The following is a 16,627-nucleotide window of genomic DNA, read 5'->3' on the forward strand; positions in this document are numbered from 1 at the left end:
TCGAGACTTGCTTAAGCGGGTGACCAGGAAATCTTCAGGCGCACGAGTGACCGTGCACGGGGTGCTGCGTTCCGACCCGGTCGCGCGACAATGGTCGGGTGACGACAGACGGCGAGGCAGCGCTCGACGTGGCGCTCGACGCCGCGTTCGCCCGAGCGATGTTCGGGCAGGGCAGCATCGGGATCGTCGTCCACGACCGCGAGCTGCGCCTGCTGCGTACCAATGCCGCCCGCTGTCTGGCCGGTCCGGACGGTGCGCTGCCGGAGCGGCTGGCCGACATCCTCGAGCCGGAGCAGGCCGAGGAGATCGAGAGCAGGCTGCGCACGGTGGTCAGTGACGGCGTCCCGGTGCACCGCGCCGAGTACCGGGTCCGGCCGCTGCGGTCGGCGCAGTCACATGGAACAGAGCAGTCACCGGGGGCAGAGCCGGCGCAGCTGTGGCTGTCGCTCTCCGCGTTCCCGCTGACCGACGACGACGGGGGGATCACCGGCGTCGCGGTCGCCTTCACCGACATCACCGCCGAGCGTCAGGCCCGGCGGCGGCTCGAACTGCTGGACGAGGCGGCGACCCGGATCGGAGCCTCGCTCGACGTCGGCCGTACCGCCCAGGACCTCGCCGAGGTGCTGGGCGGGTTCGCCGACGTGGTGATGGTCGACCTGGCCGACGCCGTCTTCACCGGGGCTGATCCGCCGCAGCCCGAGATGACGAACGAGTGGCACGTCCGCCGAGCCGCCGGACTCTGCCGGACCGGGCCTTTTCCGGCGGCGTTGATCCGGCCGGGCGAGCCGATGCCGCCGGTGCCGACCGCGCCCGAGCTGGACCGGATCCGGCGCGGGGACGTGCTGGTCTACCAGGTGGACGAGGCGGAGCTGGCGGAGATCTTCAGCGCCGACCCGGAGCTGCGGCGGCGGATCGTGCCGGAGGGCGCGCGGTCGCTGATGGCCGCCTCGCTCTACGCCCGTGGGCTGGTTCTCGGCACCGTCCAGGTCTGGCGCACCGAGGACGCCGTCCCCTACGACGACCAGGACGCCGCACTGCTCTCCCAGATCGTCTCCCGCGCCGCGCTCGGCGTGGACAACGCCCGCCGCTACACCCGCGAGCACAGCACCGCCGTCACCCTCCAGCGTGGGCTGCTGCCGACGGCGGCGGTCGCGGCGATCGGCGTGGAGACGGCCGCCTCCTACGTCCCCTCGGCGGCCCGGCCCGGTGTGGGCGGGGACTGGTTCGACGTCATCCCGCTCTCCTCGTTGCGGGTCGCGCTGATCGTGGGGGACGTGGTCGGCCACGGCCTCGGCGCGTCGGTGGCGATGGGGCGGCTGCGCACGGCGGTGCAGACGCTGGCCGACCTCGACCTCGATCCGGGCGAGCTGCTGGTCCATCTGGACGACCTGGTGCAGCGGCTCGCCGTGGAGTCCGACGGCGAGTACCAGGACCTGTCCGGCGCGACCTGCCTCTACGCGATCTACGACCCGGTCACCGGCCACTGCGCCATGGCCAGCGCCGGGCACCCGCCGCCGCTGCTCGTCGCGCCGGACGGCAGCACCGCCTTCGCCGAGCTGGATCCCGGGCCGCCGCTGGGCGTCGGGGCCTTCCCGTTCGAGGTGGCGGAGGTGCGGCTGGAACCCGGCAGCACGCTGGCCCTCTACACCGACGGCCTGGTGCAGGGTGCGGACCACGACCTCGACGCGGGCATGGCCCGGCTGCTGCGGCAGGCGGGACGGCTCTGCCTGGCGGAACGCCCGCTCGCGGACGCGGCGCGCGGTCTGCTGTCCGCCGTCACCACGGATCAACCGTCCGACGACGTGGCCCTGCTGCTGGCCCGCACCCGGCGGGTGGCCCCCGGGTCCACGGCGCACTGGGAGTTCCCGACCCATGCCGAGTCGGTGTCCCTTGCCCGGCGGGCCGCCGTCGGGCAACTGGACCGCTGGGGCCTTTCCGACCTGGCCTTCTCCACCGAACTGGTGGTCAGCGAGCTGGTCACCAACGCGCTGCGCTACGCGGGCGGCCCGATCGGGCTGCGGCTGGTCCACGGCGACGGAGTGCTGGTCTGCGAGGTCTCCGACCCCTCCAACACCCAACCCCGGCTGCGGCGCGCCCGGGACACGGACGAGGGCGGACGCGGGCTCTTCCTGGTGGCGCAGCTGACCTCGCGCTGGGGCAGCCGCTACGGACAGTCGGGCAAGACCATCTGGACCGAGCAGGACACCGGCTCAGGAGAAGGCGGGCAGTAGACGCTGGTCAGCAGAGGCGCTGGTCAGTAGACGCGCTGGTCAGCACAGGCTGATCGGTGGTAAGCCGGTCGGACCAGCCTTTCCGGGCGGATCAGAGGACAATGGGATCGACGTTCTCCTGCCCAGACGTACCCCGGAGCGGTTCATGGCCCGACGCCGTCCCCCTCCGCCCGTGAGCTCCGGTGAACTGCTGAGCACCCTCGGGCGGCTCACCGCAGAGGCCCTGGAACGGGCGGAGTCGCAGAAAGCCCGCGTCGAACTGGCCATGGCGCTGCAGCGGGACCTGCTGCCCGCCGTGCTGCCGAGCAGCCCGGGTCTGCGGGCCGCCGCCCGCTACGCGCCCGCCCGCCACGGCCTGGACATCGGCGGTGACTGGTACGACGGCTTCCTGCTCCCCGGCGGGGTGCTGGGCTTCTCGATCGGCGACGTGCAGGGACACGACGTGGAGGCGGCGGCCTTCATGGGCCAGGTCCGGATCGCGCTGCGCGCCATGGCCACCGTCTCGCCGGACCCCGGCGAGGTGCTGAGCCGGACCAACGACCTGCTGCTGGCGATGGGTGTCGAACTCCTGGCCACCTGCTGCTTCCTGCGCTACGACCCCGCCACGGGCGACCTGGCGGTGGCCCGGGCGGGCCATGTGCCCGCCGTCTGGGCGACGCTGGACGGGCACAGCGGGGTCGCCGAGGAGGGCGTGGGACTGCCGCTGGGCGTGCAGTCGGGGGAGGACTACCCGGTCACCCGGCACCGGCTCGACGGGACCGGGGCGTTCGTCATGGTCACCGACGGAGTGGTGGAGGGCCCGTCGTTCTCGATGGAGGAGGGGCTGGACCAGATCACGCTGCTGGTCCGCCGTGGCGCGGGTGGCGAACCGGGGGAGCTGGCCGCCCAGGTGATCAAGGTCGCCGAGCTGACCGGCCACGCCGACGACGCAGCAGTCCTGGTGCTTCGGCACGGATGAGCGCAGTGCTCCGGCACGGGTGAGCGCAGTGCTCCGGCACGGGTGATCCGCTGTGGCGGGCGTGTCACGGCTGCGCAGGCACGAAGGCACCAGGAAAGTTGTCCCATGCCTGCACTGGAGCGCGTCCGGGAGATCCGGGAACCCCGAACCGTCGCCACGACGGTGCTGTGGATCCTCGCCCTGTCGGGTGTCTACTACGCGAGCGGTCGGCTCGGACTGCTGGCCCAGGTGGTGGTCGGCGGCGTCCGGGTCACCCCGCTCTGGCCGCCGACCGGCGTCGCTCTGGCCAGCCTGCTGCTCCTCGGGCTGCGGATCTGGCCCGCCATCGCGCTCGGCGAGTTCTTCGTCGTGGCCTCGATCGGCGGCGTCTCCTGGGGGACGCTGGGCATCGTCACCGGCAACACCGTCGCGCCCGTCGTCGCCTACCTGCTGCTGCGCCGGTTCGGCTTCCGGCCGCAGCTGGACCGGCTCCGGGACGGGCTGCTGCTGGTCTTCGTCGGCGGGGCGTCGATGCTGCTCAGCGCCACGACGGCGACCCTGGTCCTCTACGGCGAGGGTGCGCTGCCCGGGCCCGACTACGTGCAGGCGTGGTCGGCCTGGTGGACCGGCGACGCGATGGGCGTGCTGGTGGTCGCCCCGCTGCTGCTCGCAGTCCGCTCGCCGGAGCTGCCGGGGGAGACGTCGGTGTGGCGGTGGACGGAGATGCTGGTGCTGCTGGCCGCCACGGCCGGGGTGACCCTGGCGGTGACCTCCAGCCCGCTGTCGTTGCTCTTCCTGGTCTTCCCGCTGGTGATCTGGGCGGCGATCCGCTTCCAGCTGCCGGGCGCGGCGCCGTGCGTGCTGCTGATCTCGGTGCTCGCGGTCCCGGCGGCCGTCGGGCACACCGGGCCGTTCCACGGGCACACCATCGCCGCCACCATGCTCATCCTCCAACTGCTCAACGGTTCGGCGGCGCTCACCGCGCTGCTGCTCTCCGCGGTGATCACGGAGCGCAACGTCACCCACCGGATGATCGAGGAGGCCTGCATCGGCCTGGCCGAGGTCGTCGCCCGCCTCGCCCCGGACGAGGTGGCCGACCGCTGGCCGGGGGCGCAGGACGAGGAGGGCGAGGAGGAGTACCAGGGCGAGGGCGAGGAGGAGTACTAGGGCAGGACCAGGGCGAGGCGGCGGTCCGAGGTCCGGACGGTGACGGACCGGCCCCAGCCGACGGAGAGGCGGTCCGCCTCGATGCCGTCGCCGAAGACCACCAACTCCTCGCTCTCGACCAGGATCGACAGCTCCTGACCACCACTCAGCAGACCCGCCGTCAGATCCGCTCCGGTCGTGGGGGAGGGCCAGGCCTCGCGGACGAACCAGCTAAGCGCGGAGTCCGTCGGCTGGGGCAGTTCGAAGGCGCCGTCGCGCTGACGGGAGGCGGAGAGGCACCAGCCGGTCGCGCCGGTCCCGGTGCCGACCAGCAGGCCGGAGGACGACTGGTGTTCCTGGCCGCCGTCCGGCAGCGAGAGCCGGTAGCGGGCGGACTGGTGGCCGCGGTGACCGAGGTAGACCTCGTTGAGCGCGGTGATGCTGTCGCCCTCGGCGGTCTCCGCGCGGACCATGGTCCGCTGCTCGGTGCGGGCCGAGCCGTCCGCGACCGCGTCCAGCAGCCCGGCCAGGTCCTGCGGGGCGTGCTGGACCAGGACGCCCCAGCCGTTGGCCGGATCGGGGTTGACGCCGATCACCGGCTGGCCGCTCAGGTACTTGGCGGTGTTGGCCACCAGCCCGTCCTGGCCGACCACGACCACCACGTCCTCCGGCTCGAACAGGAACCGGTCCAGGTCGTCGCGGAGCACGCTGCCGCGCCGCCACTGCTTGGGGACCGCGGCGGACGCGGTGCGCAGCGCCTCGCCGAGGCGTTCGTGGCGCTGCTGGACCGCGTCCAGCGAGACGCCGCGCATCCGCTGCACGAACTGGGCCTGGCCCCAGGTTCCCTGCTCGGCGACGATCTCCTCGCGCTCGGTGCGGCGGTGGACCAGTACGACGCGCGGTGCGAGAGTCCTGCGCGCGAGTGGCCCGGTTGCGAGGGCCATCGGGTCAGCCGCCGTTCGGGGCGGCCAGGCGTGCCAGCGCGCCGGTGACCACGTCCGGGGTGAGGTTGAGCGTGCCGATCGCCGGCAGGCCGCCCGCCAACTCCTTTGCCGCGAGGGCCAGCAGCAGGCGCGGGTCGAGGCCCGCGTAGTTGGCCAGCTTGGCCGCCTCGGCCTGTGCCTCCGCCGCTCCGACCAGCTCGATCTGCTCCGCCTGGGCGGCGGCGAGGGTGCGGGTGCGGGCGGCCTCCGCGTCGGTGGTGATCCGGGCGGCCTCCGCGTCGGTGGTGATCCGGGCGGCCTCCGCCTTCTGCTCGGCGCGGCGACGCTCGTTGGCGCCCTGCTGGCCGACCAACTGCTCCTCGCGGCGGGCCAGTTCGATCCGGCTCTGCAGCTCGTTCTCGCTGATCGCCCGCTCCCGCTCGACGGCGAGGGCGCGGCGCTCGAAGCCGGCCCGGTCCGCCTCCTGGGCGATCTGCTCCCGGGCGGGGGTCCGCAGCGCCCGCTCCACCTCGGCCTCGGGCTTGACGGCGACGACGCGGACGCCGACCACGCCGACGCCGGTGTCGGTGAGCCGGGCGTCGGCGGTCAGGCCCTCGCTGATCCGCGCCTGAACGGCGGCGGTGCCGGTGGCGAGCGCCGTGGTGAGGTCGAGCGTGGCGACCAGGCCGATCGCCTGTTGCTGTGCCAGCTCGGTCAGCAGCGTCGCCACCTGCTCCAGCGGCGCGGACCGCCACCGGCCGGTGCCCGGGTCGATGGCGAAGTCCAGCCTGCGGGTGGCGAGTTCGGGGTCGGTGAAGCGGTACGTGACGCTGGCCTGGACGGTGACGTCCTGGAAGTCGGCGGTCCGGGCGTGGAAGAGCAGCGGCAGCTCGCGGTCGTCGACCGGGACCTCGGCCAGCACGGCGCTGATCGGCCGGAACCAGAACGCCTGGCCGGTGCCCTGGTGCACGACCTGACCACGTCGCAGGTGCACGACATGGTCGGTCGGGCTGCCGCGGAAGTGACTGAACAGCGGTCGTCTGGTGATGTCGGCCATGGCTGTTTCCCCCTGGGTGAGCGTCTGTTCTCAGGGGAACGGTAGGCCCGCCGCGGGGATATCGTCAATATGACGAGATAGGGTGCACGGCAGTTGACGCAGTGTCAGTGCCGGGCGGGTCGCCTGCCGCGCATCAGCAGCAGGTAGATCCCGGCGCCGAGGATGATGCCGACCGGCAGGGAGAGGTCGGTGCCGCCCAGGGCCGTGGCGATCGGGCCGGTCCACAGCGGCGGCGCGTCGACGCAGAGGCCGGCGGTGACGGCGGCGACGACCAGTGCGCTGGCCCCGGCCCAGTTGACCCCGCCGCGGTACCAGAACGGCGAGCCCTTGCTCTCGTCGCTCAGCTCGTGGCCGTCGTAGCGGTTGCGCCGCCAGAGCACGTCGGCGGCGTAGATCGCGATGGTCGGGCCCATCAGGGCGACCATCAGCTGCAGCACGTTGTTGACGGTGTCGAGGAAGTTCGACACCAGCAGCGCGTAGAGGGTCAGCGCGACGCCGAGCGTGCCGTCCAGCGCGACGCTCCGGGAGCGGCGGATCCTGACGCCGATGGCCTGCAGCGACAGGCCGGAGCTGTAGGCGGTCATCGCGTTGTTGGCGATGGCGGAGAGGATGATCGCCAGCAGGAAGACCGGTCGGAACCAGCCCGGGATGATCTGCTCCAGCGCCGTCTGCGGATCGGTCATGTCCAGCGCGGTCCCGGCCACCGCGCCCAGCCCGGTGAACAGGACGCTGGGGACGAACGAGCCCAGCGCGGTCCAGCCGGCGACCGAGGCCGCGCTGGTGGTGCGCGGCAGGTAGCGTGCGAAGTCGGCGCTGTTGCTGTACGAGAGCGGCGCGGACGCGACCAGGGCCAGTCCGCCGGCCAGGGCCGCGATCAACGGGGTGCCGTGCAGCGGCTGCTGCGGGTGGTAGTGCCAGTCGGCGTGTGCGCAGACGTAGCCGGACAGCACCGCGAAGACCGCGGTCAGCGCGATGGTGAAGGGCAGGTAGAGCCGGATGATGGTGGCGTGGCCGTAGACGCTGATGGCCAAGGTGGCCGCGGCGATGGCCACGATGACCACGATCTTGACGACGGTGTCCGGCTGCAGTCCGACCTCGCCCAGGATCGCGAAGGCGGCCAGTGAGGCGGCGGCCCAGTTGAGTGCGAGGTAGCAGACCGAGGCGAACCAGCCGGTGATCGCGATGTTGCCGCGGTTGCCGCGGACGCCGAACATCGCCCGCATGATCACCTCGCTGGGCGTGCCCGAGGCCGGGCCGCTCACCGCGACCAGCCCGACTAGCGCCCAGAACAGGTTCCCGACCACGATCACGGCCAGCGCCTGCCACAGGCTCAGTCCCATCAGCATCAGAGCGCCGCCGACGACCAGGCTGAGGTAGCTGACGTTCGGCGCGGCCCAGACCCCGAGCAGCTCCCGGGCGCGGCCGTGCCGCTCGCTGTCGGGGATCACGTCGATGCCGTGGGCCTCGACGCCGCCATGGCTCTGGGTGCCGCCGACCTGGTCGGTCGGGCCGGGCTGATCGGCGGTGCGGAGCATGTCAGCAGTGTGCGAGGGGACGGGGTCCGATGGGGGAGCCGTCTCGGGGTCTGGAATCGTGGATGCCATGGAGTCCTCCGAACCAACAAGCCCTGGGGGCAGCTTGTCTATTGGTCGCACATCCAATAGCGTGCACGTCGTGTCGTCAAGCGTCCAGCCGAAACGGACCAGGAAAACCCCTGAGGCCCGTCGCGCCGAGATCGTGGCCGCATCCGCTGCGGTCGCCCTCGATGAGGGACTGGAATGCATCACGGTCCGTCGTATCGCCGACGAACTCGGCGTCCGACCCGGCCTGATCAGCCACTACTTCCCGGTGGCGGAGGATCTGGTCGCGGAGGCGTTCGGGGTCGCGGCGAGTGCCGAGCTCGACGACCTGATCCCGGCCGACCCGGCCGGTGACCAGGCGTTGGCGCTGCTGGACCGGTTCCTCTCGCTCACCGCGGGGGACCGGTACGACGGGATGAGCCGCCTCTGGCTCAACGCCCGCCACCTGAGCCGGTACCGCCCCACCCTGCGGGACCGGGTCGTGCACCAGATGGCGCAGTGGCGGGACCGGCTGACCCGGCTGATCGAGGCCGGGGTGTCGGTCGGGGCCTTTCGGGCCGCCAGTCCGGGAGTCGCCGCGATGCAGATCCTGGTCGTCATGGACGGCCTGGGCTCGGACGTCAACACCGACCGCGGCCCGGTGCCGCCCGAGATCAGCGCGATGCCCGCGCTGACCGCGGAGCGGGTGCTGGAGCTGCCGGCCGGGACTCTCGCCGCCGGTCGATCCGACGCGGGGGCCACGGCTGCCGGGACGACCGACTGAACCAACCCCCACCGCGCATCACCGCAGCACCGAAGGAGCCGCCCGTGTCCACCGATCTCGTCCTGTTCAACGCCCGGTTGCTGGACCCGGGCACGGGAACGCTCCTCCCACACACCGCCCTCGCCGCCGGGGCCGGACTCATCACGGCGCTCGGCGACGACCGCGAGGTCCGCGCCCTGGCGGGTCGCGCCACCACGGTGATCGACCTCAAGGGCGCGGTGGTCACCGTCGGCTTCACCGACGGGCACCTGCACCCGGTCTCCGGGGCCGAGCGGACCATGGGCGTCGACCTGTCGGGCTGCCGCGACCTCGACGCCGTCCGCGCGGCGGTGGCCGGGGCGGCACGGGAGCTCAAGCCGGGTGCCTGGCTGCGCGGTTGGGGACTGGACCCGAACACCTTCGGCGACCGGCCCGTCGGTGCGGCTGCGCTGACCCCGGTGCTCGACGGCATCCCGGCGCTGCTGGACCTCTTCGACGGCCACTCGCTGCTGGCCAGCTTCCGGGCGCTGGAGCTGGCGGGCGTCGAGGGTCCGCGCGAGTTCGAGCAGGCCTCCGAGATCGTCTGCGACGCCGACGGCCGTCCGACCGGACTGCTGCTGGAATACGCCGCCTGCGCCGTGGTCGAGGGCGTCGCGCCCAAGCCCACCGAGGCCCAGGTCCGCGCCCGCACGGCCGAGCTGCTGCGCGCCATGGCCGAGACCGGCCTGACCGGCGGCCACGCCATGGACGCGGGCGGCGATTCCCTGGCGATCCTCACGAAGTTGGACGGCGGGGACGGCGGGGACGCGCTGTCGCTGCGCCTGCGGGTCGCGCCGTGGTGCCAGCCGGGTGCGGACGGCGCGGCGGTCGCCGAGCTGGTCCGGCTCCAGGGCCGGAGCGGGCGGCTGTGGCAGGTCGCGGGCGTGAAGATGTTCATGGACGGGACCGTCGACAACGGCACCGCCTGGCTGGAACGGCCGGACTGCCACGGTGAGTCCACCCACGCGTTCTGGCCCGACCCGGAGCAGTACAGCTGGGTGGTCGGTGAGCTGCACCGGGCCGGGGTGCCGACCGCCACCCACGCGATCGGCGACGCGGCCGTTCGCCACGCACTCGACTCGATCGAGAAGGCGCAGACCGACAGCGTGCTCGCGCCCGGCGGCAGGGGAGCGGCGAGCCCGGTCCGGCACCGGATCGAGCACATCGAGACCGTTCCCGACGACACCGTGGCCCGGTTCGCCCGACTCGGCGTCACCGCCTCGATGCAGCCCACCCACTGCTGCGAGTACACCCGCGCCGACCACACCGACAACTGGTCCCGCCGCCTCGGCGAGGAGCGCGCGGGACGTGCGTTCCGCTGCCGTGACCTGTGGGACGCGGGCGTGCGGGTCGTGCTCGGCTCGGACTGGCCGATCGCGCCCTACCCGCCGCTCAGCGTGATGGCCGGGGCCCGGCACCGTCGCCCGGCCGACCTCTCGCTGCCCCCGCACGGCCCCGAACAGGCACTCACCCCGCTCCAGGCGCTCCAGGGCATGACGGTCAACCCGGCCTGGGCCGCGGGCGAGGAGTACGTGGGCGGTCGGCTGGCTGTCGGGTACCGGGCCGACCTGACGGTCCTCGCCGACAGCCCGCTCACCGTCCCGGACGCCCAACTGGCCGCACTGCCGGTGCTGTTGACGGTCGTCGCCGGGCACCCGACGCACCGCGTGCCGGAGTTCTGACGCTCCGACACGCGGTGGCCCGTCAGGTCAGGGCTTGATCGCGAGCCCGAAGACGTGGATCGCGGGCTCCTGGGGCAGCGTCACCGAGCGGACGGTCTTCCCCGGCGTCAGCGGCACGGTGTTGGTGAAGACGCCGTAGCTGGTGCCGTAGTTGGCCGGTCCGCTCGGGGTGTTGCGGTGGTCCGTGGTGAAGGCGGTCAGCGCGCCGTACGCATTGGTCGGCGCGCAGCACCAGTTGGGGAAGCCGAGCTGGCCGGTGCTGGTGGTCCCGTCGGTGTAGGTGACGGTGACCGGGCCGGAGACGAACCCGGCCTCCGCGCCCAGGAAGCCGAGCGCCGAGCCCTGCCCGGTCAGCGTGACCTCCTGGCCGTCGGCCGAGACGTTGTCCGGCGTGCCGGGAGCGGCGGTCGGCCAGGTGAAGGTCAGGCCGTTGGCGTTGACCGTCGCGCCGGGTGTGGCTCCGGCCTTGGCCAGTGCGTCCGAGGAGTAACTGTCGCCGCTGCCGTCGAAGTTGCCCGGAGTGGTGTTGCTCTCCGAGGTGGCCCCGACGTTGTCGAAGGCGGCGGCGAGAGTCGGGTAGGGGACGACCTGGACCACGGTCTCCTGGCCGCTGACCGAGCCGTCGGTCGAGCCGCCGCGGTAGGTCGCGGTGGCGGCGACCGGCGTGATCGTCGTGCCGGGCACGGGGGCCGGCCCGCTCAGCCGGACCGTGGCGGAGGCGGTCCCGCCCGCCGGAACGCGCGGCAGGGAAACGGCACTCGGACTGACCGTCCAGCCCTTGGGCGCGGTGACCGAGAGCCGGACGCCGGTCAGCGGCTTCGAGCCGTGGTCGGCCAGCGTGACCCGGTAAGTGCCAGGCTGCGCAGCTGAACTGACGTCACGCCAGGTGATCGCCGTGGCGGGTGCGAGGCCGGCCCCGGCGCCTGCCGAGACCCGGTAGAGCACGGTGGCGTGCGGCGGCACGTCGGCGGAGATGGTGCCGGTGGTCTCCGTGACCTGCTTGCTGACCAGGTTCTCCAGCCGGTAGGCCTTGGCGCTGGAAAGGCCCGCCGTCCGCGCGGCGACCGAGATCGTCTGCGCCGCGTCCGAGGAGTTGAACAGCGCGACGGCGCGGTCGCCGTTGGCCAGCGGCTTGGCCAGCACGTCGTAGCCGGTGCCGTGGGCGACGATCCGGCCCTGGACGCCGAGGCGGTCCTGGTCGACCGCGATGACGTCCTTGTTGCCCAGCACTTCGAGCGCGGCGGGCGAGAGGTGGGTCAGGTCGGTGCTGGAGATCAGCGGGGCGGCCATCATCGACCAGAGCGAGACCTGGCTCTGGATCTCGTCCTGGGTCAACCCCGAGTCGCCCGCGAGCAGGAAGTCCGGGTCGTTCCAACGGCCGGGGTGCTGGAGGTCGGCAAGGCCCACGTTGTAGCTGTAGTTGTAGTCGATCGAGGCCCACTTGTCGGGGCCGGTGTCCTGGCCCAGCGCGATGTCCGCGCCCTCACGCCAGAGGTTGCCCAACTGGGCGGACCAGCCGATCACCTGGTTCCAGTTCGACTCGCCCTGGAAGTAGGCGGGCGCGGAGATGGAGAAGACGATCGGCCGGTGGGTGTTGACGAGCGCCTGGCTCATCGCGGCGTAGGTGGCGTGGTACGCCTGTTCGTCGGTCTGGCCGGTGGGCGTCGGCACGTTGCAGCCGTCGAGCTTGACGTAGTCGACGCCCCAGGAGGCGAAGAGGTCCGCGTCCTGCTGCCAGTGGCCCATCGAGCCGGGGAAGCCGCCGCAGGTCTGCGTCCCGGCGTCCTCGTAGATGCCGAACTTCAGGCCCAGCTTGTGGAGTTGCTGTCCGATGTAGGCCATGCCGTGTGGGAACTCGGTCGGGTTGGCGACCAGGTTGCCCTTGGCGTCCCGGTTCGGGGCCATCCAACAGTCGTCGATGGTGACGGTGTTGAAGCCCTTCTTGGCCAGGCCGGTGGTGACCAGGGCGTGGGCGTTGTCGAGGATCGTCTTCTCGTTGATGCCGCACTGGTAGTAGGACCAGTCGTTCCAGCCCATGGGCGGGGTCGGCGCGTAGTCGGGGTACTGCGCGGTGCCAGCGGCGTTGCCTGTGGCGTTGACCGCGGCGGCAGTTGGGGCGGTGGCGGCGACGGCGGGTGTGCCGAGCAGCAGGCCGGACGAGGCGGCGGCCAGCGCCGAGACGCAGGCGAGCGCGGCACGGAGCCGCCGTGACGGGGGAGTTGGCACACGAGTTGGCACACTAGCTGGCGCGGGAGTGAGCACGGGAGCGACCTCACGGATTCTCGGGTACGGGCACTCCGTTGTAGGGGAAACTGAGCAGATTTGACAAGAACCTTGTAGAAATAAGCATCACTGATCGGCCATCAGCGCATATGCTCAGCCGCGCCGCGCCAGCAGTGCGGCACCCAGGCAACCGGCCTGGCCGTGCAGCGTGGTGGGCACCAGGGCCGGCGGGGCCTGTACGGTGAGCCGCTCGGCGAGCGCAGCGGACAGGTCCGCGCAGACCTGCGGCAGCAGGTCCGCGACCCGGAGCGTCTCGGCGAAATGCCCGCCCAGTACGACGCGTTTGGGATCCAGCACCACCACCGCCGCGCACAGGGCGTCGGCCAGCGCCGCGACCGCCTGGCGCCAGACGGCGACAGCGGCCGGTTCGCCGTCGTGCGCGCGCCGGACCACCTCCGCCGCGTCGACGGCCGCATCGCCTGTCCCGCCGCCTGCCGCGCCGCCTGTTGTGCCGTCGGCTGCCCCGCGTGCCTCGCGGTAGCGGGCGAGCAGCGCGGTGGTCGAGGCCAGGCTCTCCACGCAGCCGCGTCCGCCGCACGGACATGATGGACCGTCAGGCTGCACCACCAGATGGCCGAGTTCACCTGCCCGTCCCTGGCCGCCGACGAGGATCCGCCCGTCCAGCACCGCCGCCGAGGCGACGCCCGCGCCGAGGGAGAGCAGGAGCAGTGAACGCGAGCCCTGCCCCGCGCCGAACTGGGCCTCCGCCAACGCGGCTGCGCGGACGTCGTGCCCGAACGCGACGGGGATGCCGAGCTCGTCCGCCAGCCAGCGCGGCAACGGCAGGTCGCGCCAGCGCAGATGGGCGGAGAAGACGGCCAGGCCGGTGCGCTCGTCGACGATCCCCGGCACCGCGACACCCGCCGCGACCGGGGTGTATCGCCGCGACAGCTCCGTCGCGCAGTCGACCAGCGCGTCGATGATGGAGTCCGAGCCCAGCGCGCTGTCGCTGGGACGGCTCTCCCGGTGCCGCCAGGCGCCGTCCGCGCCGAGCACGCCCGCCTCGATCCGGTCCCCGGCGATCTCCAGGGCCAGCACGTCGCCGTGGTCGCAGGTCGGTCCGGGCAGTCGGGGTAGTCCGGGCAGTCGGGTCACCCGGCGGAACGTAATCAGCGGGCGTCCCCACCGTCAAGCGAGTCGAGCACCGTCAAGCAGGCCAAGCACTGTCAAGCAGGTCAACCGCCGTCCGGCGCGGTCGGGCACCGTTTAGGATCAGCCTCGGTCGGCGACACAGCAGGAGGAAGCGTGCCACGGGAGAGCGGTGACGCGAGTTTCCTGCGCCGGTTGAACCAGGTCGCCATCCTGCGCGGCCTACACGGGACGGAGAGCGCCACGCTGGCCGAGCTGGCCAGGGCGGCGCGGGTCTCCCGGGCCACCACCGAGGCGATCATGGAGACACTGCTCCGGGAGGGCCAGGCCGAGGAGTACGCGGAGGGCGCGGCCGAGGGGCTGCGCGGCCGACCGGCCCGGCGCTTCGCCTTCCGCGCGGCCGTGGGCCATGTCGCGGGCGTCGGGATCGGCGCCGCACACCTCACCGCGATGGTCGCCGATCTGCGCGGCCGGATCGTCGCCCGCAGTACCGTCGGCGTGCCGCGCGACCTGCCGGCGGCGGAGCGGCTCGACGCGGTCGCGCGCCTGGTCGGTGATGTGTGCGCGCAGGCCGGACTGACCGTCGGCGACCTCACCGCCGCCGGTGTCGGCACCACGGGCGTGATCGACGCCGACGGCCGGGTGGTCAAGAGCGTGGTGCTCGCCGACTGGACGGGGGTGGCGCTCCAGGCGGAGCTGGCCCGGCGGTTGGCGGTGCCGGTGCTGGTCGAGAACGACATGCGGCTGGCGGTGCTGGCCGAGCACTGGCTCGGCGCCGCACGCGGCCGGGCGGACGTGCTCTACCTGCACAGCGGCAGCCGGATCGGCCTGGGGATGCTGCTCGGCGGCGTCCCGTACCGGGGCTCGCACGCGGCGGCCGGGGAGCTGGGCGGCCACCCCAACAGCAGGTGGCGCGCGTTCCGGCACGTCATGGACTACGCGCTGGCCGTCGACCCGGGGGAGCTGCGGGCCCCCTCCCAGGCGGCGCTCTTCGCGCTGACCCGAGCCCAGGAGGGCGACGCGGAGGCGGCGACGGTCGTCGAGTCCTTCGCGACCGGCCTGGCCGAGGCGCTGGTGACCCTGGTGACGCCGCTCGACCCCGAGCTGGTGGTGATCGGCGGTGCCCTGGCCCAGGCGGGGGAGTGGATCACCGCACCGATCCGCGACTACCTGGGTGCGGTCTGCCTCTACCCCCCGGAGGTCGCGGTCTCGGAGCTCGGCGCGGACGCGGTCTGCCTGGGCGCGGTCCGGTACGGCCTCAACGAGGCCGAGCGGCGGCTCTTCGCCTCCTGAGGCGCGCTCCGACGCAGGCCCTGACACCGGTCCCCGCGCGGGCCCTGACACCGGTCCCTGCGCGGGCCCTGACACCGGTCCCTGCGCGGGCCCTGACACCGGTCCCTGCGCGGGCCCTGATGAGGTTCCGACGCGTGTTCCGACGCATGTCCCGAGCGGCGGATTTACCTCAACAACTCGCGCAATGACCCCTGAGTAGGGTCACGAGAACGTCTCGCTCCGGTTTCGGCTGCGCACTCTTGCTCGATTAACGCTAGTTCTTCGCATAAATGCTCGGCTACTGTCCCGTCACCACCCCTCAGTGCCGCTCACCCCGGTACCACCCCCACGCCACACCGACCGATGGGACCGAACCATGGGATCGAAGATCGCCGGAAAGGCCTCCGCGCTGGTCTGCGCCGCCGCGCTCGTGACCTGCGTCTCCGCCTGCTCGAGCGGAGCCTCCGGCTCCGGCGGCAACAGCTCCGGCCCGGTCACCCTCACCTACGGCATCTGGGATGCCAACCAGAAGCCCGCGATGCAGCAGATCGCCACCGCCTTCGAGAAGCTCCACCCGAACATCACCGTCGACATCGAACTGACCCCCGTTGCCGACTACTGGACCAAGCTGCAGACCGAGGCCGCCTCGGGCACCGCCCCGGACGTCTTCTGGATGAGCACCACCCAGATCGGCCTCTACGGCGGCCAGGGCCAACTGATGCCGCTCTCGGACCAGTCGGGCTTCGACAACAAGCCGTTCCCGGCCTCGCTGAACTCCATCTACACCATCAACGGCAAGCAGTACGGGATGCCGAAGGACTTCGACACGATCGGCCTCTGGTACAACAAGAAGCTCTTCGACGCCGCCGGGGTGAAGTACCCCACCGCCAACTGGACCTGGCAGGACGTCATCGACGCGTCGAAGAAGCTGACGAACTCCGCCAAGGGCGTCTGGGGCATCGCCTCGCCGGACTGGACGCAGGAGAACCTCTACAACGACATCTACCAGGCCGGTGGCAGCGTCGTCTCCGCCGACAAGAAGTCCTCCGAGCTGGACGGGCCCAAGGCCCTCGCCGGACTGCAGTACGCGCTGGACTTCATCACCAAGTACCACACCTCGCCCACCGCGCAGCAGATGGCGGACACCGACCCGTCCCAGCTGTTCGCCTCCGGCAAGGTGGCGATGTTCACCGACGGCGACTGGGACATGCCGACCTACAAGAACGCCCCGGGCCTCGACGCCGACGTCGCGCCGCTGCCCGCCGGGCCGAACGGCAACGCCACCGTCATCAACGGCCTGGCCAACGTCATCTACGCCAAGACCCCGCATGCTGCGGCTGCCTGGCAGTTCGTCAAGTTCCTCGGCGGCGAGCAGGCCAACCAGATCCAGGCGGCCAGCGGCGCGGTCATCCCCGCGTACCAGGGCCTCGCCGGAGACTGGGTGAAGTCGACGCCGCAGTACCACCTGCAGACCTTCATCGACGAGCTGAAGTACGCGGTGCCGTACCCGGTCTCCTCCGACAGCATGCCGTGGATCACCGACACCCAGAGCATCCTGGACCAGATCTGGGCCGGCAAGACCGGTCTGAACGCCGGGGCCCGGCAGTTGACGTCCACCATGAACGCCGACCTGGCGAAGGGGTGAC

General features: G+C 72.3%; 12 protein-coding genes. 7 read left to right on the forward strand and 5 right to left on the reverse strand.

Features of this window, described 5'->3' with window-relative positions; translation table 11 throughout:
* Nucleotides 1-98: 98 nt before the first annotated feature.
* The 3 genes from ABH940_RS29500 to ABH940_RS29510 all read left to right on the forward strand — a co-directional run bounded on the left by ABH940_RS29500 (nt 99) and on the right by ABH940_RS29510 (nt 4,335).
* The gene (locus tag ABH940_RS29500) at nt 99-2,231 is read left to right on the forward strand and encodes a SpoIIE family protein phosphatase (protein WP_370106656.1); all 2,133 of its coding nucleotides are present in this window, start codon (nt 99-101) and stop codon (nt 2,229-2,231) included.
* A 145-nt stretch (nt 2,232-2,376) separates the two neighbouring features.
* Nucleotides 2,377-3,189 carry a PP2C family protein-serine/threonine phosphatase gene (locus ABH940_RS29505; RefSeq protein ID WP_370071614.1) on the forward strand — a complete coding sequence of 271 codons (813 nt, stop codon included), beginning with the start codon at nt 2,377-2,379 and terminating at the stop codon, nt 3,187-3,189.
* A 105-nt stretch (nt 3,190-3,294) separates the two neighbouring features.
* Nucleotides 3,295-4,335, forward strand: coding sequence for an MASE1 domain-containing protein (locus ABH940_RS29510; RefSeq protein WP_370071615.1), 1,041 nt, complete (start codon nt 3,295-3,297; stop codon nt 4,333-4,335).
* Here ABH940_RS29510 and ABH940_RS29515 read toward each other — a convergent pair.
* From ABH940_RS29515 to ABH940_RS29525, 3 genes are all read right to left on the reverse strand, one after another.
* Entirely contained in the window at nt 4,332-5,258 is a 927-nt protein-coding gene (locus tag ABH940_RS29515) for a hypothetical protein (protein WP_370071616.1), read from the reverse strand. The genes ABH940_RS29510 and ABH940_RS29515 overlap by 4 nt on opposite strands.
* Nucleotides 5,259-5,262: 4 nt before the next feature.
* Nucleotides 5,263-6,294, reverse strand: a complete 1,032-nt coding sequence (locus ABH940_RS29520) for an SPFH domain-containing protein (RefSeq protein WP_370106657.1) — start codon at nt 6,292-6,294, stop codon at nt 5,263-5,265.
* A gap of 104 nt (nt 6,295-6,398) precedes the next feature.
* On the reverse strand, nt 6,399-7,898 hold the full coding sequence (locus tag ABH940_RS29525; RefSeq protein WP_370106659.1) for a cytosine permease: 1,500 nt from the start codon (nt 7,896-7,898) through the stop codon (nt 6,399-6,401).
* A gap of 70 nt (nt 7,899-7,968) precedes the next feature.
* Here ABH940_RS29525 and ABH940_RS29530 point away from each other — a divergent pair, with 70 nt between their 5' ends.
* Together ABH940_RS29530 and ABH940_RS29535 are read left to right on the forward strand one after the other, a co-directional pair.
* Nucleotides 7,969-8,637, forward strand: a complete 669-nt coding sequence (locus ABH940_RS29530; protein WP_370106660.1) for a TetR/AcrR family transcriptional regulator — start codon at nt 7,969-7,971, stop codon at nt 8,635-8,637.
* A gap of 44 nt (nt 8,638-8,681) precedes the next feature.
* Complete coding sequence (locus ABH940_RS29535; RefSeq protein ID WP_370106661.1) at nt 8,682-10,337, forward strand: amidohydrolase; 1,656 nt, start codon at nt 8,682-8,684, stop codon at nt 10,335-10,337.
* 27 nt (nt 10,338-10,364) lie between these two features.
* Here the strand turns inward: ABH940_RS29535 and ABH940_RS29540 are convergent, their stop codons facing one another.
* Both ABH940_RS29540 and ABH940_RS29545 read right to left on the reverse strand, forming a co-directional pair.
* Nucleotides 10,365-12,563 carry an NEW3 domain-containing protein gene (locus tag ABH940_RS29540; RefSeq protein ID WP_370071621.1) on the reverse strand — a complete coding sequence of 733 codons (2,199 nt, stop codon included), beginning with the start codon at nt 12,561-12,563 and terminating at the stop codon, nt 10,365-10,367.
* Nucleotides 12,564-12,713: 150 nt separating this feature from the next.
* The gene (locus ABH940_RS29545) at nt 12,714-13,715 is read right to left on the reverse strand and encodes an ROK family protein (RefSeq protein ID WP_370106662.1); all 1,002 of its coding nucleotides are present in this window, start codon (nt 13,713-13,715) and stop codon (nt 12,714-12,716) included.
* Between the two features lie 150 nt (nt 13,716-13,865).
* On the opposite strand from ABH940_RS29545, the gene ABH940_RS29550 reads away from it, so the two are divergent.
* Nucleotides 13,866-15,002 carry an ROK family protein gene (locus ABH940_RS29550; protein WP_370106663.1) on the forward strand — a complete coding sequence of 379 codons (1,137 nt, stop codon included), beginning with the start codon at nt 13,866-13,868 and terminating at the stop codon, nt 15,000-15,002.
* Nucleotides 15,003-15,357: 355 nt separating this feature from the next.
* Nucleotides 15,358-16,626: a sugar ABC transporter substrate-binding protein gene (locus ABH940_RS29555; RefSeq protein WP_370071624.1), complete on the forward strand. Its 1,269-nt coding sequence runs from the start codon at nt 15,358-15,360 to the stop codon at nt 16,624-16,626.
* The last annotated feature ends 1 nt before the right edge of the window (nt 16,627 follow it).

This window comes from Streptacidiphilus sp. BW17, assembly GCF_041262485.1.
GTDB lineage: Bacteria > Actinomycetota > Actinomycetes > Streptomycetales > Streptomycetaceae > Streptacidiphilus.